A 21,788-nucleotide genomic window follows, 5' to 3' on the forward strand; every position below is an offset into this window, starting at 1 on the left:
ATTACGGCGACGGAGCAGCAGATGCTTTGTTCGCCTTTTTGCCTTTGCCGAAACAACGGAGCCAGTACACAATCATGTAAAATATGGGCATACACTCAATAATCACGGCATATGTAGCGATGGCATAGGAACGAATAGCCATTTCGTACGAAGCAGCGTCCTTCGCATATTGAAGGACAAAAGACGCCGCAGTTCCTGCTAGCAGGTAGACGACCGTTTTATCCTTTCGAACTCCGGTAAGTTTGGCAAGACAAATCGATGCTACGTATAACAGAAACGAACTGCGAGTAAACATAGTTGTAGACCAAATGGCAATCAGGAAAGGGTCCAGGTTATCCAGAAAATCACCGTAACGGGCAAAACGTATCATTTCCAGCAAAGGGTAGCGAAGACTGCTGGCTTCGTAAGGTCCAAAATTCATTAAAGTAAACATCCAGAACACGATAATGAATAATGCAAGCGTAGAGCCTGCAAATAACATACTTCGTAAAAGCGGCCGCCTGAAAGCAATGGCAGGGGCGAGGAACAGGAACATCATCCATTCGGAAAACCAGGGCATGGTTGATAGCGAACCCGTGAAAATTTCTTTCAGATCATGGTGAGTGAGCATGGCTAGCAGTACATCCGGATTGCCCCCGCCTGATACAGCAGGCATGAGAAAGGTAGACGCAAAGACTTGTACCAGAAATATGCCCTCTGATAAATAGACAATGGTAATCAAACCTGAGCGCGCAGAGAAGCTGATACATAAAATGGTTATAGTTGCTGTCAGCCATATGGGAGTCTCGGGTAAGTACATGGACTGCAGAAAAACGATGAAATTCTCTACGTCAACGGATATCAGATACAGGCACAGTAACACAATTAGACCGAGGAACAGCTTGTGAACGACCTTGCCCACAATTTCTTCACCAAAATCAATCCAGGGTCTATCCGGGTTAACCGCTCCCAATCTGTATGTGAAAAAGAGAAGGATCAGACTGATCGCAAACCCGCCAAGGACGGATATCCACCCTTGATAACCGCTCATTTTGAACAAGCGCTGCAGAAGGAATGCAATGGGTTCGGAATACAGGTATACAAACATAAAACGATACGCTTGTCCGGCAGACAATTTGATCATGGCGTACTCCTTTCTTAGCCAAATAAGCGGTCTGCCCAGCCAAAGACCAGCCTGATGACATCATTGGGATTAGGCCAGCCCGGTACAGAGACAGCCAATGTGTTCCACAGAAGAAATATCCCCAGCAGAACGAAATAGGCCCTTTTCATTTCCTTTTTGCTGGACTTGATCATGGGCCACTCGAGTATGTACAGTACGGCAAACAAAACAACAGCAATCATTGGTTTACCTCCTAAAGTGGCCTGATGCTTTCCTCTGTTCCGATCAGTAGCTGGATTCCGATCCCACGAACTGGATGTTAATTTGGGAATGCACGTTAAACTGCAAATCTTTTTTGACATACTCATTCCAAATGGGACGCAACTGCTCCCAGATGCGAGGATATGCCCATTCCAAACGATAACCAAGCATCAGAACATCGGCTTTTTTTCGTTGGCCGCTCTTTATCGCATTTGTTAGATAGGCACTCACTTTCTCATTGGCCTTTTGTTCAATCTGTTTCACGCCCACAATATCTTTCACTTTGAGAATCGGAATTACAGAATTCAGTTCTGCTTTCCCCCGTAAAGTGATATCAAAGAAAGGCTGTCCGTTTACAAGTCTAACCTTGATTTTGGAACTCGTATTATAGACCGTCATGCTTGCTTTTTCATCCTCGGTTACCACAGAGACAGCCAAGGTATCCAATTTACGATTGGCCCAGGCTATGCTCCTTGTTTCATCGGCAGAGATCGAATCGACCATCTTCATCTGTTTAAAAAGAGCACCCCCTACTTGGCTGGTCCATTGCTTTCGTTTATTATCTTCACTTGCCATCGCGGTTGATTTTGATTCCAGTAAGGGGGCGACAAAGCCCTGATTCATTTTGTCAGCCATAAGTACACTGAGCATTTGTGTCTTTAGCATGTTCTCTTCGGTTGCAAATTCCCTTAACACATCACTGGGTGTTTCTTCGAAAACCGGTGTCAGATCAGCCACGTCTCTGGCTCTGCCCTTGGCAACCATGACGTAACTGCTAAGATGGAACAAGGGTTCGCGTGAGATCCATTCCATCGTATCCTGAATTCCTTCTCTGGCGTATGCTTCACCGAACACCACTACCCGTGTGTGACCCCAGGAAATTTTTCGTGTGAGATCTGTTTGGATTTTCTCCATGGCATCAGCAATGGTGTATGCAGTAGCCGAAACGAGAGCATATGGATTTTTCCCGGGTCCTCCCGTTCCTTCCGGAGAGAGGCGGTTCGGCAGTGGCATACTTAGTGAAATATCAATTTCACCTGGCTTTTCTCCTTTATCCACATACATGGTCGTAATAAACGTACGTTCATTTATCTCCACTTTGGACCAGCAGCCACTGCAAAGTAAAACGCATATCCAAACCACACTTAGTTTAATTGTAATTATTAATGTTTTCATGTCTTTTGCCTTTTTTTATTAGCATCTTCGTAAGCTGTTGGTCTCTGCTTCATCAGGAACCAGGGCACACGAACGATGGTATCCTTGATATCACGCAGTACGAGAGGAGCAAAGGGCTGCATGTATGGAACGCCGAATGAGCGAAGACTGACCATATACCAATAGATTAGGTAGATCGAGATCACGATGCCGAACAGACCCAGCGTTCCTCCCATAAACAGCACTGGAAAACGAAGCAGACGGAAGGCCAGTCCGAGCTCAAAATGTGGGATGATAAAGGCGGCAATACCAGTGATGGATACGACGATAACCAATGGTGCAGAGACAATTCCTGCCTGTACGGCCGCCTGACCAATAACAATCCCGCCAATAATGGACACCGTTTGCCCCAGCGGCTTTGGAATACGAATCCCCGCTTCACGCAAACCTTCAAAGGTCACTTCCATAATGAGCGCTTCAATGAGGGCGGGAAAGGGGATGTTCTCTCTAGCAGAAGCGATCGTAATCAACAGGTTGGTCGGAATGATTTCCGGGTGAAATGTGGTAACAGCCACATAAAAGGATGGCAGCAGGAAGGCTATAAAAGCAAACAGCAGACGAATAATCCTGATAAAGGATGCAGAATAAAATCGTTGATAATAGTCTTCCGAAGACTGCATTAAAGAGAAAAAGGTTACGGGAATGAGCAGGGAAAACGGTGTTCCGTCCTGCATGACCCCAATCCGCCCTTCGACCAGTGCAGCAGCCACCGTATCGGGACGTTCGGTATATTGATATTGTGGGAAAGGAGAGAGAGGGTGGTCCTCCAGAAATTCAGATAGATAACTTACGCCCAAACTGCTGTCCATATCAATATTACCAAGACTTTCCAATACGTTTTCCAAAATGTCTGGCTTGCATAACCCTTGGATATAGACAACGAACACCTCAGTTTTGGTATACTTTCCAACGGTGTACTTGATCATTTTAAAATCAGGATGCTTAATCTTGTGCCGAAGCAGTGACATATTTACATGAACATCTTCGATGAAGGCTTCCTGAGGGCCAACAATCACAACTTCGTTGGTTGATTCCGCTACGGAACGCCTTTGATAATTTTGAAGAGCGAAGTGGATCATGCCCGAAATACCTTCGATATACAATGCTGCATTACCTGAAACGATATCATCCACTGTCGCTTCTGCTGATTTCGAGTGGTGGCTGTTAAGGGTGAAAAATGATCCGGTCAAGACACGGGTAATGAATTGATGATCTATTTCATTTCGTGAGGCTTCCTCAAGCAGTGGTTTGACGATGGCTTCCCGCATGGTAGGGGTATCCACAATGGATTGAATATAGATGAGTTCACAATGGAAAGGTCCGATTTGAAAAGGCTGATAGATTATGTCGGCAACACCCAACAGATTGGCCCTAACTTGTTCATAGATATTGTCTTTTTCCATTTCAGTTTCGCCTCCCTATGCTGGATGCTGAGTCTTTAATCTGACTATAGTGTGCGACGCTTCCAATGAAATATACTTTTAAGTTTGGCTTATCGAAATATATTACAAACTTTGATGCAGATGGTGAATGGGAAAACGTCGAATTTGGCTTAATATAAGAGGGGGAAAAGCGAGTAGACATTTTATATAAGGAGTTGAGGGAAGATGGGGTATCGGATTAGACGTGCGGAGCTTGGCGATGTTAATGGGGTGTCACAGTTATTCAATGAGTACAGAATGTTTTACGATCAACGAGCAGATCTGAACGGAGCGAGTGAATATATTAAAGAACGAATGGAAGGCAATGAATCCGTTATTTTGATCGCAGAATTGGAAATGAATACCGACCTTAGAGATAAAAGCAGCTTGAAGGATAAACTTGTATCAAATGAGTTTGGTGGATTTGTACAGCTGTATCCCAGCTTTAGTTCAGTGTCCATGAGGCCAATCTGGGTACTTAATGATCTCTACGTACATGCGGATCATCGCCAGCGAGGAATTGCGCGTAAGTTGCTGCAAGCTGCACGACGATTGGGAGATGAGGGTGGAGCTGTGCGAATCGTGCTCTCTACAGCGATAAGCAACAAAAAGGCGCAGGCATTATATGAATCGGAAGGCTATACGCTGGACACCAATTTCATGTATTATGAACTTCAAATATAAGAAAGACTTGGAGCCCTGAAGTTCAGGATAAGCAGGAGGGATTAGCACAAAATGATGCAATGGATAGCCATGGTCACGATGTTGATTGATCATATAGGAGCCGTCTTTTATCCACAGGTAGGGGAACTGCGAATCATTGGTCGGATTGCTTTTCCAATCTATGCTTTTGCCGTTTATATGGGTTATAAACATACTCGTAACGTACAAAAATACATATGGCGGTTGTTCTGGATTGCAGTGATTTCTCAATTACCGTTTATGGCGGCATTTAATCATTTTTCATTGAATGTGGTATGGACATTGTGTTCTGCCTTGCTAGTATTGCTCATGCTCGATAAACTTACGGTTCGTATGCTGGGAATTCCAATTGTCGTCGGAGCAGGCTTGGTTATGGAGATAACCCATATGGATTACGGCATGTATGGCTTACTGCTTGTATTGCTGTTCCGTTACTTCCAGGGACCCGTACTGGTAATGGCTCATCTGCTCTTAAATGTGCTGTATATTTATTTGCACAGCAGCTCAATTCAGATGTACAGTGTGGCTGCTACCGTAGGCATTGCAATTGCCCAATATTATAACGCAGGGTTCCGTCTGAAAGGTCCGCGTTGGATTTGGCGTTATTTTTATCCTGCACATTTGGCTGTCATTGCTCTGATCCGCTGGATTTAAAGAAGTTTTCACGAAGAAAGAAGCCACCTTATCCGTCATTACTGACGTTGAGGCGGCTTCTTTATATTCATTAATGCAATAATGCATTCATTCATTTTATGGGTTTCTATTCCACCGTTGGAGAACTGCCAAACTGCGGTCGGACAGCCTTAGGGAAATAGCCAATCTCGATGGCATGTTCCAACATTTTCGAGATGAAACGATCATCCGTTTTGGCGCACGTAATGCCAGCTGGTTCCACATAGGCAGTTGTTACAGGAGAGGCATAGACGTATGCAGAATCCTTGGCACCATCTCCTTCAAGCTGGGCGATCGCCAGTTGAAGCGCCTCAGAGTCCTTGCTAACACTGCCATCGAATAACCAGTTGGTATATTCTGCAAAAGGCAGAGTCTCCACTTCATAACCTGCCCGATTCACAGAACGAATCAGATCATCATAGCTGATAGGCTCCGGATTACAGATATGGAATACACGTCCTGCTGTGTCCTGACGTAATGCCAGATGTACAATCGCCTGACTTGCATAATCAATCGGTGTAAAATCAACCATCCAGTCGGCTGCCGGAGCTTTGCCCAGCAATAACATCGCTTTAATCATACGATAAAAGGCGTTGCTATCAATATTGGATTGGAAACGTCCCGTCTCGGAATGACAGGTCAGATTACCTGCACGATAGATGCTCACAGGCACACCTTCTTCAGCAGCAATCATAAGCACTTTCTCGGCTTCGAGCTTACTGTCCGAGTACAGGTTGTCCACGTGCAGATCCGCTGGGAAGCGATCATATTGCAATGAGGACTCCCACTGACCACTGAGTGCAAGATCTTCCGGTATGCCCATTGTGGACACATGGTGGAAGGAAGCACCCGACTTGTTGCGAACGAGTTTAAGCAATGCGATGGTTCCATCTACATTGGTTTTGGCGAATTGTGCTGCATCCCCAAAATGACGTACATCCGCTGCACAGTGTATCACACGGTCAATTCGTTCTTGCACATAAGTCGTCTGCTCGGCTGAAAGACCGAGATTCGGTTGCTCCAGATCGCCTTCGATTATCTCGACACGGGATGTGAGGAGTGGCAGCAGTTCCGGTCCAAAGTAACCTTTCATGACGCTGCACAGTCGTTCCATCGCAGAGGTTCCGTCTGCCGGGCGGCGAACAAGAGCATAGATGCGTGTGTTCGAAGTTAGAATCAACTGCTGCAACACATGGGATCCAAGATATCCGGTAGCCCCGGTCAAGAGCACATGCTCGGGATTCAAAATTTCTGGATATCCGATCTGGGAACTCAGCTCTACAGGATGTTCTGACAGTTGGGTGATTACGCCTTGTTGCATCGGGGATTGGGCCCTGTCTTCTGTAGCTTGTGACAATGTCTCCACACGTTGTGCCAAAGCGCGAATCGTTTTCTCTGCAAAAAAGTCGGCAATTTTTAGCTGTGGATAATGCGGCTTCAGAATGACCAGCACATGGATGACCCGAAGAGAATCGCCACCAATGGCGAAGAAGCTGTCCTCCACACCAAAGTCATCATGCTGAAGAATTTCTTTCCATGCTTCCAGAATAATCGCTTCAGTTTCCGTCTCCGGCAGTACCCGATCAGGCCGATCTTCATGACGCTCTACGTGAGGCATGGTGACCATCGCTTTACGATTGATTTTGCCTGTCGGTGCGATCGGCATTTCATCGAGCTGACAAATCCATTTAGGTACAAAATAGGAAGGAAGCTTAGCCGTTAACTCCGCTTTAATATCCGCAACGGAAACTGTATTGCCATCTTTGGATGTAAAGTATCCTACGAGCATGTTTTGACCATCGGATTCCTTCTTCGGAATCACGGCAACATCCTGAACCTGATCAAGACGAGCAAAATGATCCTCGATCTCCCCAATCTCAATCCGGTGGCCCCGGATTTTTAACTGTGAGTCGCTGCGTCCTACATATTCCAACAGTCCGCTATCGAGCATTTTGGCAATATCGCCAGACTTATAGATCTTCTCGTCAATGGCAAATGGATTATCAATGAACGACTGCGCTGTACGCTCCGGCTGATTCAGATAACCTTTGGCAAGTGCTGGTGTTGCTATATATACCTCACCAGGGACGCCTACAGGGCAGAGCTGCTGTTCTTCATTAACGATATACACTTTATAGTTATGAATCGGTCTGCCGATTGGAATGTTAACGACACTTTCCGGAACTTGCTCACTAATTCGGTGGGTCGCAGTTGCTACCGTACATTCCGTAGGCCCGTATACATTGACGATATCAATCTGGTTGCCGAATTTGCGCTGAAACGCACGAACTTGTTCACCATAAAGTGCTTCTCCAGCTACTGTAATGATTTTGACTTTGCTCAGCTTGTGGAAGCCTTCATCAGACAGGAAGGAAGCAAGCTGGTTGAAAAAGATGGTTGGCAGTATCGTAATAATGGTTGTGCCTGTGCGCTCAATTGCACTCGCAAATTCTTCAACGGATACACGTTCTTCCGCCGACAACAGGTACAGCTCTGCTCCGTAGAACAAGGCCCCAATCGTATCCCACACTGATGCATCGAAGCTGTATGTAGCAAACTGGGTTAATACATCACCTGGTTCAATATCGCAATCTCGCTGCACCACACTACCGAGATTGGTAACACCCCGATGGGCAATTAGCGCACCTTTGGGTTTGCCAGTAGATCCTGAGGTATAGATAATATACGCCAGGTCGTCTGGTTGAATATCCAAATTGGGGTTGCTTGCTGCAAATCCGGCAAGGCGTCCATCCACGGCCAGGATTTGGCGAACGGTAGTAATTCCTGAGAATAACCGTGAAGCTTCAGGTAAAGAGGACTCTTTGGTCAGGACAAATGATGAAGCTGTATCTTCGACAATATAACTGTTGCGTTCCTGGGGATGCTCAGGATCGACAGGAACGTATACTCCGCCAGCTTTGAGAATACCTAGCAAAGAAATAATTGTTTCCAGACTCCGTTCCATATAGATGCTGACGAATTCCCCTTTTTGCAACCCGTTGGATAACAGCACACGGGCAACCTGATTGGCACGTTCGTTCAATTCTCTATAGGTGTATCGACCCGTTGATGAAGTAATTGCCGGAGATTCCGGATATTCAGCTGCTGTTGCTTCAAACCAGCCATGAATGGTCTGATGCTCCGATTCGAGAACGGTGGTATCATTCATCTCTCGGTATAATAACCGATCTGAAGTGGATAAAATGTCCACTGTGCCGATAGCTTTACCTTGGTCACGCAACATGGCCAGAAGAAGAGTCTGATAATACTCTGCATATCTTGTAATCGTAGATTCTTTGAAAAGTGAACTGTCATAGAACAGATCCAGCGTGAGCATATTATGATCATTACGAATATTCCAATTTAACAACTGGGGTGTTTTAGGCAGCTGTACACTGTTAAACATGAACAGCGTTTCCGGACGGCCTCCCATTTGGAGCGTGTTATGAAGCTGGAGTTGGTCTGAAATCTGATGAATCAGCTCTTTAAAGGTTAACTTGCCTTGAATCTGTAATAACACATAAGAAGCTGTTTGATCGGGAGCCAGTGTGCCGATGGCAAGTTCCTGCTCAGCTGATAAACGGAACAATAATGCTGCATACGCAGACAATAATGCTGGATACAAGCCCTCTGAGCCGAATTTTTGTTGCAGTTCCCGACTCAGGGACGATTCGAGTGAAATATGAGCAGACTCATAAGTGAATGATTGTTGACGGCGCCCAAAATCCAGTGGAATCTGAAGAACTGGCAGGCCAGATTCCACTGTTTGGTGAGATAATGATTGATTTTCGACCACTTCAGTTGTTCCTCCTTGGTTCAAACCGTTCAAGTTTTGGGTTGAATTATAGTTTGCTTACATTAAAATGCGAGATCAGTTCTTGCAGTTCCTCAGACATGGTGTTCAAACGAGTAGAGGAATCAACTAGTGTAATCAGAGAAGCTTTTTGCTCGTCAACGGATGAAGAAATCTGTTCGCTGTTGTCAGCAGTTTTACTCACACTTGCAGACAAATCATCCGCAGTCGCGGTCATCTCTTCTGTGCCTGCTGAAATTTCTTCTGTAGCGCTGGATACTTCCTGAATTTGATTCGATACTTTCTTGGCTGCTTCCAGAATTTCTTCGAACAATTGACCCGTTTGATCAGCCACGCTGAGTCCGGTATCTACTTCAGACGTTCCTTGTTCCATTGCACGAACGGCTTGTCTAATTTCGGCCTGAATCTCCTGGATCAGTACAGCAACCTGGCTAGTGGCTTGTTCCGACTGCTCAGCAAGTTTGCGTACTTCACCCGCCACAACCGCGAATCCTCGACCTTCTTCACCAACACGCGCTGCTTCAATGGATGCGTTCAGTGCAAGCAAGTTTGTCTGGCTGGAAATGCCTGAGATGATGTTCAGAATATCGCCGATTTCCTGAGAGCGGCTCTCCAGGACCTGAATCGCAGAGGCGGTATTTTTAACCGATTCTGTAATCAGATTCATCTGTTCGGATACCTGACGGACCACACTGTTTCCTAGTTGGGATCGACGTTCCATCTCATAAGCCTCATCAGCTACACTCGCCGAACTGCTGGCAATCGTCTGAATGACAATAGCCATCTCGGACATAGCACGGGCACTGTCCCGGGTGGCCTGTTCCTGGGCACGAATGTTGGATGTGATCTGAGTAACGTTGGTATTAATGGAATCCGCATTCTCGCTGTTTCTCTCGGAGACTTCATACAGTTCCTTGGCAGACTCGTTAACTTCTTGCGAAGTGATTTGCACTTTAACGATGGTATCGTTAATTTTGCGAACCATGGTATTAAACTTTTCATTCACAATGCCAAGATCGTCTTTGCCTGTTGGAATGTTGACATTCAAATTACCCCGACTTACGTCATCAATCCCTTTGATCAGATGACGGATAGGGGAAAGTGTATTTTTGACAACAAGATATTGGATAATCAGGAACAACAGCAAGAACGCTACCAGGATGATAATTCCGTTCTTGAGCAATTTATTCAATCCGGCAGGTACTGCTGATGCGTCTGCATCGACTGCAAAGTAAGAGTAAATTTTGCCGTTGCTATCTTTGATCGGATAAGCAATGGTTGTCCAGGTTCCGAAATCGTCAGAATAGAATGTGGTGAACGTCGGACGATCGGTATTCAACATTTCTTTCAGTGCATTTGCCACAACAACAGGCTGTTCATACATGTCGCCGATATTTACATTTTCACTCTGGAAAGCTTCCTTCAAATTGGTTGGCATAGCTACAAGGGAAGTTAAACGCTTGTTATCTCCACCGAGCTCAACGCCAAAGATGTAGGCTTGTGCGATGTTAGGGTAATATTGCTGCATTTCATCAAAATAGGCACGCAATTTGGTTTGTGCTTTTCCGTCATAACTTCCTTCTGTAATAGCTGCCTGCACATCGGCTGAATCAATGTCTTCCGCCCACTTTTTGGTGATTTGTTCGACCTGACCATGTAGCTGATCTACGAGGATTGTTTTTTGAAAGTAATAGCTGCTGGCAATAAGTGCCACGCCAATGATGATAATGTTAGTAAATGAAAGTAACAGATTTTTGGAGAAAAAAGACATACTTTTCCAACTTAATGATTTCACTAAAGTCCACTCCTGATCTTCTTTGAATTGATAATATGCTGATATCTTTTTGTTGCAAATTAAGTCATTTCCTAATCCCCTCCAAAGGTAAATATGCGACCATGGTCTTGGGTTTCTGGTCGCTATATATAGAGATAATTTTACCTGGATACCCATAGGTGTCTAATTATTAAAACACATCTATACTTAATATGTCGTATAAAATGTCGTCAAATTGAATAGTTTTGTTAAAACTTTTTTAATAATTTACGTATTTATGGACATATGAAAGTCAGGTTTAGGTATTTAGAACTGTTTATTTAGAAAAATTCCCATTTTTTAGTTTCATTCTGTATTCTATAACATGGTGGGTTAAAAAACATCCTTAAACATTGAAAAAATAGTGAAAACGAAAGAAAACGGATTTTTTTCTGTCTCACAAATAAGAGATCAGGAAGGAGAATCTAACCAAGAATTTACATAAGCAGGATCCAGGACACAGGTGAAGCAGAGAAACAGGCCAAGTTTCCCAGTTGAATACGTCATGCACAGATATACATCGGAAGCGGTTTTATCTATAATAACTACAGTATGCATTTCTCAAATCATGAGCAGGCGGGGGTTTATAGATGAATCTTAAACAGATAGCAGCTGAGCGCGCGGCAGAATATGTTCAAGATGGAATGAAGGTTGGATTGGGTACAGGGTCAACGGCGTATTACGCTATTTGTCGAATTGGTGAGCGAGTACGTGAAGGGTTGAACATTCAGGCTGTAGCTACTTCGGAAGCATCGGACAAGCTCGCCAAAGAGTGGGGAATTCCGATCGTTCCATTTGATCAAATTGGACGTCTGGATCTTACCATTGACGGTGCAGATGAAGTTGATCCTGAGTTTAACCTGATCAAAGGTGGCGGCGGTGCGCTTTTGCGTGAGAAAATTGTAGCTGCCAACAGTGACAAACTGATTATTGTAGCCGATGGCAGCAAAGCAGTTCAAAAGCTGGGGAAATTTCCGTTGCCGGTTGAGGTCGTTCCGTTTGCGTCAGAGTGGACCTACCAGGCGCTGGAGAAACTCGGGTGTCATCCTGAATGGCGGATGGATGGGGATCAACGCTATCTTACGGATAATGGAAACCTCATTGCGGATTGCCGCATGGAAGTCATAGAACATGCTGCGGAACTTAACGTTCAGTTAAATATGCTGCCAGGTGTTGTCGATAATGGACTGTTTATCAACATGGCGGATACCGTCATTCTTGCGAAGGATGATGGCAATATCGATGAGCTTCATCGTTCATGAACGGAAAGCGAGGTCGTTTGCACGGATGAATGAAAACCCCTTAGTGGATGGTGAAATTGTTCTTCGTTGTGTGGAGAAAGAGGATCTTACGGGACTCTATGAATTAATCTACAGTGAAGACGTACCGGAATGGAAACAATGGGATGCGCCCTATTATGCCCTTGAACATGAGAGCTACGAAGACTTCGAGCGCAGCATGTCAAGAAGACTTGAAGCAACTCGGAGCAATGCTGACCCGGATTCCATTCGAATTATTGAGTTGAATGGCCGAATCGTCGGCACAATCAGCTATTATTGGGAACATCGCCCATCCCTGTGGCTGGAAATGGGAATAGTGCTATACCGCTCAGCTCAATGGGGGCACGGAATCGGCACGCGAGTACTTCAGATGTGGTCCAGTCATTTATTCGAGCAATTGCCCATAGTCCGGGTTGGATTGACAACATGGTCAGGCAATGAACGAATGATGCGTTCAGCTTCGAAGGCGGGATTGCAGGTGGAAGGACGCATGCGCAAATGCCGCATCGTGGATGGCAAGCATTATGATTCAATACGTATGGGAATGCTGCGTGAAGAGTGGGAGCAGATGCGAATTATGGCGCAGGTCGAAATGTAAACAACTGATGGAGGATTATAGAAATGCCGAACAACGAGGACAATCGGGAACTGTCTTTGCAATTATTTGTGGTTCTCGCTCGCGCGTATAATTCCGTTACATCCAGGTCCAACCGGGATATCCAGAGTCATGGACTGAATACGACAGAATTCGGCGTGCTTGATTTGTTATACCATAAAGGGCCGCAGGCGTTGCAAAAGATTGGTGAGAAAGTATTAATGTCCAGCGGTAATATCACGTATGTTGTGGACAAGCTTCAAAACAAAAATCTGCTGATTCGTCGAGCGTCCAAGGAAGATCGGCGTGTCATATACGCTGAATTGACAGAGGAAGGAAGACATCTGTTTACACAAATCTTTCCTCAGCACCACCAGGTGATCATTGATGCGGTGGATGGACTGGAACCTTCGGAAAAGGCGAATGCTATTCGTTTACTAAAAAAGCTTGGACTCGCTGCAGAGGGGAAAACTGACTTGCGTTAATAACGCAGGTCAGTTTTTTTATATGAATGTATGCCATTCGTCGTTCATGTATAATGAATAAACAGGTTGTATTTGAACGGGGACAATCGAGGCTGCTGAAGCAGCTGCAAGAGATTGAGAAAGCCTTTGTATAAGCAGTAGGGCTTAATTCGCGATTAGGAGAGTGATCATGTGATGTCTAATGAACATGGAGAGAAGAACTCATCGCACAAAACGATTGAACCGTTATCCAATCAGATGGTTCACGGCAAGGAGAGCCAAGAGCAGAGTTGTATATCTCTTCCGATATCAATCTTGCTTGCAGATGATAACGTCATCAATCGGCAAGTTGTGAAGATGCAACTCAAAAGGCTGGGCATGACGCAAGTGGATGCCGTCTCTAATGGGGAAGAGGCTAGCGAGGCCTTTCTTAGCAATAAGTATAGTATGATCCTGATGGATAACATGATGCCTGTAATGGATGGACTGGAGGCTACACGTCATATCAGAGCCCTAGAACAGGATAAGATGTGGCACCCTATTCCGATTATTGCGATGACAGGAAATGTGATGGATGGAGAGAAAGAGAAATGTTTTGAAGCCGGGATGAATGATTTTATTGGTAAACCCTTCACGCTTGAAGCTCTAAACAACGTGATTCAGAAGTGGCAACAAACATCACAGTCCGGAGAAATTACGAAATGATAGATAGTATACATACTTGTTTCACGTGGAAGATCGACTGAAAGAGAGGGAAATGTTCATGTTATTATACAGCCTTGCCGTTCTGGTGCTGATCGTTCTTGCCTTACTATGGTTAGGTGGACTTTACTTCTTCAAAACCGCCATTCGGCGTGCTCCAAAATCATTTCTGGTTGACAATCCGAATCTGATGTCTGAACCGGATAACGAAATAATAAGCAGTGCATCTGACTTGACGTGGCTTGATACGCAGCCAATCGAAGATATATATGTTGAATCCCATGATGGATTAAAGCTGCATGGAACATGGCTTCCTTCTCCCAACGGATCGCAGCATCCAACGGTTATCCTAGCGCATGGTTATTCTGGAAAAGGCAGAGAGATGGCGGGCTTTGCCCGCTTTTATGCTGAAAAGCGGGGCTACAACGTGCTGATGCCGGATGATCGGGGTCATGGTCAAAGTGAAGGCAATATCATCGGATTCGGCTGGCTGGACCGTAGAGATTATGTTCAGTGGGTCCATTGGGTTCTGGGCAAGGTCGGCACAGAGACGGAGATCATCTTGCACGGAATTTCGATGGGAGGGGCTACAGTATTAATGACAGGTGGTGAAGCTCTCCCTGATCAGGTGAAGGCCATCGTATCGGATTGTGCGTATACCTCAGTGAAGGATGAACTGACCTTCCAGCTCAAGCAGCTATACAAGTTGCCCGCATTTCCGTTTATACCCGTTACCAGTCTTATCTCTAAATGGAAGGCAGGTTACTTCTTTGGGGAGGCATCGGCACTAAATCAACTCACCAAAGTTCAAGTTCCTGTTCTTTTTATTCATGGTGAGGCAGATAGGTTTGTTCCAACAGAAATGGTCTACAGACTATATGAAGCTTGTCAGACAGAAAAAGAACTGTTGACTATCCCCCGTGCTGGTCATGGAACAGCGTTTCAAGTGGATCGTCCCCGATACGAGGAGGTGCTGGAATCCTTTTTGACAAAGAACCTATCGAATTCTTCTGCAGTATCATCATTCATCTGATTCCAATAAAGCAACCTGGGTATTAAGTAGAAGATGTCCTTAAGGGGAGGTGCGAGATGCCATATACACCTAGAGTTTGTTCATATTGTCATGAAAAAATGGCAGAGAATGAGTTCAAATGCAAATCTTGCGGCAATCTGGTTACGACCAAAACGGTTCAGCCTGAACAACCGCACATGATTGAAAATGATGAATGGATATTGGATCGATATTCAATTGTGTTGCTTGTTCTGATGACACTGTTTCTTCCTCCAGTCGCCATGACCATCGGCGGCGTGATGTTATTTAATGACAATACGTATAAGCAGGATACAGGTAAATTACTCGTAACTGGGGCATTCGTAGTGATGGTCATTCTCACCATTATTCTGTTTGCAGGTTCGGGGACATTGACGATTAATATCTAATCTATGGAGGTGCTTTTATGGCAAATGAACAATTTGAGGCTGCAAGGAAAGCGGAGGCAGGTTACCATTCCAACTTCTATCAGAACAACGAATTATTCGCTTCCGGCACCTGGATGTCGAGGCCCATGCCTATGGTTATGGACATGCTGGATCGTTTGCTTACCCATAAGGCAGAACTGCGTGTTCTTGATTTGGGATGCGGTTTAGGCAGACATACGATACCGATTGCACAGCGTCTCGGGCAAACGAACAGTGAAGTTATTGGTGTGGATTTGCTGGATGAGGCTGTAGACGGACTTCGCAAATATGCGAAAGAATATCAGGTTGATCATATCGTGCAAGCAGAGAAAGCAGATGTTGAGCATTACGCTGTCGAGCCGGATCATTTTGATTTTATTGCTGCTTGTTCTTGCCTGGAACATGTTTCAACTAAACAAGCCTTAGTGGAAGCTATTGGACGTTTGCAAGCGGGAACCCGTACAGGCGGCATTCATTGTATTACCATGAGTACGAGTGTAGAGGAAAAGGAAATCAACACAGGCCGGGAGATTGAGCCATTGATTGAATTGAATTTGCCCACTGCGGAGGCTATCGCATTACTGGAGAAGACTTATGCGGATTGGAATATTCTTCTCCAGGAACATGTAACCCAGACGATCGAAGAGGAAAAATATGATGAACCGACACAGTTCCGTTGTGAACTGCTTCGTTTCGCTGCACAGAAGCAGTAGCAGTAGCGCCTGCCGGGATCGCGTAGTAAGGTCCCCGGCAGTTCGTATGACTTGGTAACTTAACAGGAACATCACGAGAAGCATCTTGGGATAGGGGACATCATCACACCAGAACATGGGGGATCAGAATGAGTACATATGTGATTGGAATGGATGGCGGGGGAAGCCATACACGTGTAGCATTGGCTGATGAGAACGGAAAAGTTTTGTCATATGTGCAAAAAGGTGGTTGCAACCGCTATCATGATGCCAATGCAGAGCAGCACGTATTAGAGGGGATCGCTGAAGCCATTCATGGAGCAGGGTTAGAAGTGAAGCAGGTTGCTTCCATTCAGGCAGGGATGGCAGGGCTGGATCAGCCAGAGGATACAGTATGGGCTGAAGCCTTACTCGCCCGAACCGGCATATCGGGCAGAATCAGCGCAGTAAATGACACGCATATTGCACATACGGCAGCCTTTGGTGGTGAGCCGGGCATTGTAGCTATTGGGGGCACAGGCTCTCTGATTCTGGGTAAAACGGAACAAGGGACCTGGCTCCGCAATGACCAGTTCGGCCACTATGCACCAACAGCAGCTCGCTTTTTGGCTTATGATGCCGTACATTCTATCCTTGCGGGACGTTATAGTCCACACGACCATCCCTGGATTGAGCGGATATTAGATTATTGGAATGTAAATTCGATTCCCGAGCTTGCTGCACTGGGCGCATCAGGTTTTGCTGAAAGCAGACAGGCGATCAATCGGATATTTGGTCAAATGGCTCCTTTGGTTACCCAAGCAGCCGCCGAGAATATTCCCCTTGCCGTCAGAGTATGTGATTCAGCAGCGGATACGGCTGTTGTGGGTATTCTCATACTTGCATCGTGTTTTAAAGATCAGCAGGTATCCATGACGCTTTCAGGAAGTTGTCTGAGCACACCTTACATGGTAGCGGCCGTCCAAAAAGGGCTGGATGCAGCCTATAAACCCGGAGGACAACAGATTCGTTATATTACCAGCGATATGCCGGCAGTTGGAGGTGCGCTGCTGGATGCATATCATTTGGCAGGAATCCAGGTGCCTGAAGGTATCACGTCTGAACTCCAATGGCAGCTGAAACGTCATGCGACTTGAACTTTTGAGAGCTAACGACTACAATACGATAACGGAATCAAGCAAGTTATAGGAGGAATCAGGGTGTTAATTCATTTGAAATCACGCATACAGGAACCGGAAGTGCAGGAACTGCTGTCCTACTCGGTCTTTCCCGACCCGGATCATCTGAATCGTGCGTTACAACAATATGTTGACAATGATGAGCTGCATTTGGACGGTTATGAAGACGAAGGCCAGCTAATCGGTCTGATTGGATATGAGAATACAGGAGCGAGTGAGGTTACCATTCATCATATCGCAGTTCTGCCGGAAAACCGTTTTAAAAATTATGGTCGGGGCATGATTTCACAAGTGCTGGCCAAATATAATCCCGACCGATTGATCGCGGAAACTGACGTGGAAGCTGTAGAGTTTTATCGAAATACGGGATTTGTGGTGTATAGCCTGGGTGAATTATATCCGGGTGTGGAGCGATTCCGTTGTGTACTGGAGAAGGACGAGGAGCAAGACGAAGACTAGTATCTGTCTACTACTTTGTAACATAAAGAGAGCATATCATAACAGGATGTTGGATTTGGCGAAGCAGCTGAGTCGGACGTCCTGTTTTTTTGTCGTTTAATTTAAAAAAACAGGAAAAACGTATTGCTTTGCAATATAGTTTCATTATAGAATAGTTTCATTGAAGAATAGTTCGCCAAATGAACTATATTACGAAAGGAGAATGATGAATGAACACACCGGATGCCAAAAGTTTGGTTAACCGCTATTTGGATGCTTCTTTCCTGGTAACCAAACGGTTTGATACCCAGATACGTGAACGCTTGGGGCAGATTTTGACAATGGATCAGTTCTGTTCACTCCGACTCATTAATGAGAAGCAGTCATGTACGCCTTCTGATCTGGCAGAGCTGCTGTGCATAGGCAAGAGCAGTATCACAGCTCTAGTCAACAAGCTGGTGGATCGTGACATGGTCCATCGGGCCGGGGATGAGCGCGACCGCAGAGTTGTTTATTTGACCCTGACGGACAATGGACGGGAAGTATACAGGGAAACGGAACAGGAAATACAGCAGATTCTGGAGCCGTACCTGGTTCATTTTACACCGGAAGAGGTTCGTAATTTCATTGAATCTTTTGAGAAGCTTGCAGCTTTGCTAACGCATGAAGGAGGACAGGAGAACGAATGAGAACGATTTTGAAAGCGCGATGGTGGTTAATGGGACTATGGGTCGTTGTAGCCGCCGTATTGATGTTCACCGCCCCTAATATGAGTGAGTTGATTCGGGAAAAGGGACAATTCTCGGTTCCTGAAGGACACTCCTCTACCCAGGCAGCGGCGATTCTGGACGAAGCCGCAGCCCAAAAGGGAGAGCAGCAGGGAAGCCAGTTGGCTCTTGTATTTTATAATCCGGATGGTTTGGGTGCCAATGGTAAAGAAGGGGCAGAACAAGCCGTTAAGAAACTGGAGGCCGAAAAAGAGAAACTGGGCATTCTGTCCATACTGGAACCATTCTCTCAGCCTGAATTGTCAGACAAAATGATCTCTGCCGATGGCAAGACGATCTTAACATCGCTTTCCATTGATCAGGGAGACCGCACAGTCAAGGAAATGCGCGAAGACCTTAATGAAGTTTTGTCATCGGTCAATGTGGAACATTACATAACCGGTAAAGGTTTGATTGATGAGGATACAGTAGAGAGTTCCCAAGAGGGGCTCAAGAAATCGGAGTACATTACCGTTGTATTTATTTTGCTTATTCTGTTCCTCGTATTCCGCTCATTCGTAGCTCCATTTGTTCCGCTGCTTACGGTAGGGATCAGCTACATTGTTTCACAGCAGATTGTTGCGTTCCTTGTGGATGGACTAGACTTCCCTATATCGACGTTTACGCAGATCTTTATGGTGGCGGTCATGTTCGGGATTGGTACGGACTATTGCATCCTGTTGATTAGCCGGTTCAAGGAAGAATTGGCTCATCATGAAAATACGTGGGATGCCATCATTGCTACCTACCGCACAGCAGGCAAAACGGTATTCTTCTCCGCACTTGCCGTACTGGTTGGATTCATTGCCATTGGTTTTGCACAGTTTATGCTGTATCGTTCCGCGGTTGCGGTTGCTGTCGGTATTGCCGTGATGATGCTGGCATTAGTCACGATTGTTCCATTTTTCATGGCAGTGCTGGGCAAAAGGCTGTTCTGGCCTTCCAAGGGTTCACTGGAGCATGCCGAGAGCAAGATTTATGGTGCAGCCGGTCGTTTCTCCCTAAAACGTCCATGGGCAGCCCTGCTCATCGTTGCAGCGGTATGTGTGCCATTACTGGCAACTTACGACGGCAAACTGTCGTTTAACAGTCTCGATGAGATTGGTGAGAAATATGATTCGGTCAAAGCATTCAATATCATTTCGGACAGCTTTGGTCCGGGTGAATCGTTGCCGGGTCAGGTCGTTATCCAGAATGATGAAGCCATGGATAACGCCAAGTATATGGCGCTCGCCGAAAAGATCAGCCGGGAAGTGGAGAAGGTGCCAGGGATCTCTGGTGTCCGCAGCATGACACGTCCAACCGGTGATGAAATCAAAGATTTTGAAGTGACACAACAAGTGGGGACATTGTCTGATGGTTTGGGCGAAGGCAAAACGGGTCTGGATAAAATCCGTGATGGTCTGAGCGAAGCCAGCAGTCAGTTAAGCAAAAATGAACCACAACTTAAAGAAGCTGCGGATGGGGCTGGAGAACTGACCAAAGGTACTTCCCAGCTGCAGTCTGGTATTACACAGTTGTCGGAAGGACTTCAGCAGATTGAAAAAGGAATTCGTGACGGCTCTTCGGGCGCTGGTGATCTAAAAGCAGGTCTGCAGAAAGCCAAAACGAGTGCAGATCAACTTGCACAGGCCAACAATCAGCTGCTTCAAGCCTATCGTCAGGCAGGAGCAGGTGTCGCAGCGCTGGGTGATGGTGTAGGTGAGCTGCAACAACAACTCAAAGGTGTATCTACAGCGTTGACCAGCTTGAATGAATCGTTCACAGCGCTTGAAGAGCGCTATCCCGATTTGCTGCAAGACGCCGATTATCAGCGGGTCAAAGGCACCCTTGGTGAAACAGGTACCGGCACGGCACAGCTTGCTCAAGGTTTGGGTCAAATTCAAACCAAGCTTGGCGAAGCCGCGGCTGGAATCAATCAGGCTAACGAAGGTTTTGCCTCCGCAGCTTCCGGACAGAAGGCACTTGCTGATGGTCTGGGTCAAATTGTGACGGGAATCAGTCAGTTGCAATCCGGTCTCAAACAGGCCGCTGACGGTCAAGGTAAAGTCATTAGTGAAATTCCTTCCATCCAGAATGGACTTGGCCAGCTTCAAGGGGGTCAGGAGAAGATTCAGCAAGGCTTCTCGGATCTGAGTGGTCAACTGACTCAATTGACAGATGGTCTTAATCAGAGTGTTGATGGAATCGAACAGGTTTCAGGTGGACTCGATTCTGCACAAGACTACCTGACACAATTGCAAAACTCTCCTGATTCCGATCTGGCAGGCTGGTATGTTCCTGAAGAAGCACTGAATAGTAAAGACTTCACACAGGTATTTGATACGTATCTGTCCAAAGATCGGAAAACGATGACGATTGACGTTATTTTTGCCGAGAATCCATATGGAACTGAAGCGATTGATCGTGTTCCGGATATCGAAGCTGCTGTACATCGTGCCGTACAAGGTAGTGCACTTGAAAAAGCGGATATTGCCATTGGCGGGGTAACCAGTACGTTTGCAGACTTGCAGGAAGTCTCCAACAACGACTACACACGCACGGTTATGCTAATGCTTGCAGGAACGTTTATCATTCTGGTCCTGCTGCTCCGTTCGGTGATTATGCCGTTGTATCTGATTGTCTCGTTGTTACTGGCTTATTTCACATCCATGGCCCTGACTGAAGCAATCTTTGTGAATATACTCGGGTTCTCGGGTATCAGTTGGGTTACGCCGTTCTTCGGCTTTGTCATGCTGATTGCACTTGGTGTGGATTACAGCATCTTCCTGATGGACCGTTTCAATGAGAACAAAGGTATGAGAGTCCAGGATGCCATGCTGTATGCCATGAAAAATATGGGTACCGTCATCCTGTCTGCAGCCGTCATTCTGAGTGGTACCTTTGCTGCAATGTATCCATCGGGAGTTCTTTCGATGATGCAGATTGCGACGGTTGTACTCAGCGGACTGATCTTGTATTCTCTGCTGTTCCTGCCATTCTTCGTTCCTGTAATGGTGAAAATGTTTGGCCGTGCCAACTGGTGGCCATTCCCGAACAAGGAACAGGCCAATTCCGTCGATTCGGATCGTAACCTAGGCATGTAATCTATGATTTTCAACAGCCCCGCTGGTATTCCCGGCGGGGCTTTCGGTTTGGTTTGGTGTGAACCATTTCTGAAATGGACAAATAAATGTGTATGCCTACGGACACCATCCCGCGCCTTGTCTCCATT

At 45.9% G+C, this 21,788-nt stretch carries 19 protein-coding genes; 13 read left to right on the forward strand and 6 right to left on the reverse strand.

Annotated features, from left to right (window positions below; genetic code table 11):
• Position 1: 1 nt before the first annotated feature.
• From MHB49_RS11840 to MHB49_RS11855, 4 genes are read right to left on the reverse strand one after another with little or no spacing between them, the layout of a single operon-like run.
• A complete protein-coding gene (locus MHB49_RS11840; RefSeq protein WP_405156240.1) occupies positions 2-1,123 on the reverse strand; it encodes a GerAB/ArcD/ProY family transporter in 1,122 nt (373 codons plus the stop codon).
• Positions 1,124-1,137: 14 nt separating this feature from the next.
• Positions 1,138-1,344, reverse strand: a complete 207-nt coding sequence (locus MHB49_RS11845; protein ID WP_405156241.1) for a hypothetical protein — start codon at positions 1,342-1,344, stop codon at positions 1,138-1,140.
• A gap of 43 nt (positions 1,345-1,387) precedes the next feature.
• Positions 1,388-2,539 (reverse strand): Ger(x)C family spore germination protein, encoded by a 1,152-nt coding sequence (locus MHB49_RS11850; protein ID WP_405156242.1) that lies wholly within the window; start codon positions 2,537-2,539, stop codon positions 1,388-1,390.
• Complete coding sequence (locus MHB49_RS11855; RefSeq protein WP_405156243.1) at positions 2,536-3,981, reverse strand: spore germination protein; 1,446 nt, start codon at positions 3,979-3,981, stop codon at positions 2,536-2,538. Before MHB49_RS11855 ends, MHB49_RS11850 begins: the two co-directional genes overlap by 4 nt.
• 204 nt (positions 3,982-4,185) lie before the next feature.
• On the opposite strand from MHB49_RS11855, the gene MHB49_RS11860 reads away from it, so the two are divergent.
• Both MHB49_RS11860 and MHB49_RS11865 read left to right on the forward strand, forming a co-directional pair.
• Positions 4,186-4,683, forward strand: a complete 498-nt coding sequence (locus tag MHB49_RS11860) for a GNAT family N-acetyltransferase (RefSeq protein ID WP_405156244.1) — start codon at positions 4,186-4,188, stop codon at positions 4,681-4,683.
• A gap of 51 nt (positions 4,684-4,734) precedes the next feature.
• Positions 4,735-5,355: a TraX family protein gene (locus tag MHB49_RS11865; protein WP_405156245.1), complete on the forward strand. Its 621-nt coding sequence runs from the start codon at positions 4,735-4,737 to the stop codon at positions 5,353-5,355.
• A gap of 106 nt (positions 5,356-5,461) precedes the next feature.
• Here MHB49_RS11865 and MHB49_RS11870 read toward each other — a convergent pair whose 3' ends face one another.
• Complete coding sequence (locus MHB49_RS11870) at positions 5,462-9,169, reverse strand: amino acid adenylation domain-containing protein (protein ID WP_405156246.1); 3,708 nt, start codon at positions 9,167-9,169, stop codon at positions 5,462-5,464.
• A 46-nt stretch (positions 9,170-9,215) separates the two neighbouring features.
• On the reverse strand, positions 9,216-10,958 hold the full coding sequence (locus tag MHB49_RS11875) for a methyl-accepting chemotaxis protein (RefSeq protein WP_247903111.1): 1,743 nt from the start codon (positions 10,956-10,958) through the stop codon (positions 9,216-9,218).
• Between the two features lie 632 nt (positions 10,959-11,590).
• Between MHB49_RS11875 and rpiA the strand changes: the two genes are divergently transcribed.
• The 11 genes from rpiA (at position 11,591) to MHB49_RS11930 (ending at position 21,660) form a co-directional block, all read left to right on the forward strand.
• On the forward strand, positions 11,591-12,262 hold the full coding sequence (gene rpiA / locus MHB49_RS11880) for a ribose-5-phosphate isomerase RpiA (protein ID WP_405156247.1): 672 nt from the start codon (positions 11,591-11,593) through the stop codon (positions 12,260-12,262).
• Positions 12,228-12,878: a GNAT family N-acetyltransferase gene (locus MHB49_RS11885; RefSeq protein ID WP_405156248.1), complete on the forward strand. Its 651-nt coding sequence runs from the start codon at positions 12,228-12,230 to the stop codon at positions 12,876-12,878. The genes rpiA and MHB49_RS11885 overlap by 35 nt, the downstream gene beginning before the upstream one ends.
• A gap of 23 nt (positions 12,879-12,901) precedes the next feature.
• Positions 12,902-13,360 (forward strand): MarR family winged helix-turn-helix transcriptional regulator, encoded by a 459-nt coding sequence (locus MHB49_RS11890; protein WP_247902092.1) that lies wholly within the window; start codon positions 12,902-12,904, stop codon positions 13,358-13,360.
• Positions 13,361-13,534: 174 nt separating this feature from the next.
• Complete coding sequence (locus tag MHB49_RS11895; protein ID WP_405156249.1) at positions 13,535-14,044, forward strand: response regulator; 510 nt, start codon at positions 13,535-13,537, stop codon at positions 14,042-14,044.
• A gap of 58 nt (positions 14,045-14,102) precedes the next feature.
• Positions 14,103-15,074, forward strand: coding sequence for an alpha/beta hydrolase (locus MHB49_RS11900; protein WP_405156250.1), 972 nt, complete (start codon positions 14,103-14,105; stop codon positions 15,072-15,074).
• Positions 15,075-15,130: 56 nt separating this feature from the next.
• On the forward strand, positions 15,131-15,481 hold the full coding sequence (locus MHB49_RS11905) for a hypothetical protein (RefSeq protein WP_405156251.1): 351 nt from the start codon (positions 15,131-15,133) through the stop codon (positions 15,479-15,481).
• A gap of 17 nt (positions 15,482-15,498) precedes the next feature.
• Positions 15,499-16,212 (forward strand): class I SAM-dependent methyltransferase, encoded by a 714-nt coding sequence (locus MHB49_RS11910; RefSeq protein WP_405156252.1) that lies wholly within the window; start codon positions 15,499-15,501, stop codon positions 16,210-16,212.
• 128 nt (positions 16,213-16,340) lie between these two features.
• Positions 16,341-17,327 (forward strand): BadF/BadG/BcrA/BcrD ATPase family protein, encoded by a 987-nt coding sequence (locus MHB49_RS11915; protein WP_405156253.1) that lies wholly within the window; start codon positions 16,341-16,343, stop codon positions 17,325-17,327.
• A gap of 63 nt (positions 17,328-17,390) precedes the next feature.
• Positions 17,391-17,828 carry a GNAT family N-acetyltransferase gene (locus tag MHB49_RS11920; RefSeq protein WP_405156254.1) on the forward strand — a complete coding sequence of 146 codons (438 nt, stop codon included), beginning with the start codon at positions 17,391-17,393 and terminating at the stop codon, positions 17,826-17,828.
• Between the two features lie 209 nt (positions 17,829-18,037).
• On the forward strand, positions 18,038-18,496 hold the full coding sequence (locus MHB49_RS11925; RefSeq protein ID WP_405156255.1) for a MarR family winged helix-turn-helix transcriptional regulator: 459 nt from the start codon (positions 18,038-18,040) through the stop codon (positions 18,494-18,496).
• Positions 18,493-21,660: an MMPL family transporter gene (locus tag MHB49_RS11930; protein ID WP_405156256.1), complete on the forward strand. Its 3,168-nt coding sequence runs from the start codon at positions 18,493-18,495 to the stop codon at positions 21,658-21,660. Before MHB49_RS11925 ends, MHB49_RS11930 begins: the two co-directional genes overlap by 4 nt.
• Positions 21,661-21,788 lie beyond the last annotated feature (128 nt).

This window comes from Paenibacillus sp. FSL K6-0108 (assembly GCF_045040695.1).
Classification (GTDB): Bacteria; Bacillota; Bacilli; order Paenibacillales; family Paenibacillaceae; genus Paenibacillus; species Paenibacillus pabuli_B.

Coding starts and splice junctions, on each gene's coding strand:
- MHB49_RS11840 (WP_405156240.1), bottom strand. CDS start 1,123: ATGATCAAATTGTCTGCCGGACAAGCGTATCGTTTTATGTTTGTATAC.
- MHB49_RS11845 (WP_405156241.1), bottom strand. CDS start 1,344: ATGATTGCTGTTGTTTTGTTTGCCGTACTGTACATACTCGAGTGGCCC.
- MHB49_RS11850 (WP_405156242.1), bottom strand. CDS start 2,539: ATGAAAACATTAATAATTACAATTAAACTAAGTGTGGTTTGGATATGC.
- MHB49_RS11855 (WP_405156243.1), bottom strand. CDS start 3,981: ATGGAAAAAGACAATATCTATGAACAAGTTAGGGCCAATCTGTTGGGT.
- MHB49_RS11860 (WP_405156244.1), top strand. CDS start 4,186: ATGGGGTATCGGATTAGACGTGCGGAGCTTGGCGATGTTAATGGGGTG.
- MHB49_RS11865 (WP_405156245.1), top strand. CDS start 4,735: ATGATGCAATGGATAGCCATGGTCACGATGTTGATTGATCATATAGGA.
- MHB49_RS11875 (WP_247903111.1), bottom strand. CDS start 10,958: ATGTCTTTTTTCTCCAAAAATCTGTTACTTTCATTTACTAACATTATC.
- rpiA (WP_405156247.1), top strand. CDS start 11,591: ATGAATCTTAAACAGATAGCAGCTGAGCGCGCGGCAGAATATGTTCAA.
- MHB49_RS11885 (WP_405156248.1), top strand. CDS start 12,228: ATGATGGCAATATCGATGAGCTTCATCGTTCATGAACGGAAAGCGAGG.
- MHB49_RS11890 (WP_247902092.1), top strand. CDS start 12,902: ATGCCGAACAACGAGGACAATCGGGAACTGTCTTTGCAATTATTTGTG.
- MHB49_RS11895 (WP_405156249.1), top strand. CDS start 13,535: ATGTCTAATGAACATGGAGAGAAGAACTCATCGCACAAAACGATTGAA.
- MHB49_RS11900 (WP_405156250.1), top strand. CDS start 14,103: ATGTTATTATACAGCCTTGCCGTTCTGGTGCTGATCGTTCTTGCCTTA.
- MHB49_RS11905 (WP_405156251.1), top strand. CDS start 15,131: ATGCCATATACACCTAGAGTTTGTTCATATTGTCATGAAAAAATGGCA.
- MHB49_RS11910 (WP_405156252.1), top strand. CDS start 15,499: ATGGCAAATGAACAATTTGAGGCTGCAAGGAAAGCGGAGGCAGGTTAC.
- MHB49_RS11915 (WP_405156253.1), top strand. CDS start 16,341: ATGAGTACATATGTGATTGGAATGGATGGCGGGGGAAGCCATACACGT.
- MHB49_RS11925 (WP_405156255.1), top strand. CDS start 18,038: ATGAACACACCGGATGCCAAAAGTTTGGTTAACCGCTATTTGGATGCT.
- MHB49_RS11930 (WP_405156256.1), top strand. CDS start 18,493: ATGAGAACGATTTTGAAAGCGCGATGGTGGTTAATGGGACTATGGGTC.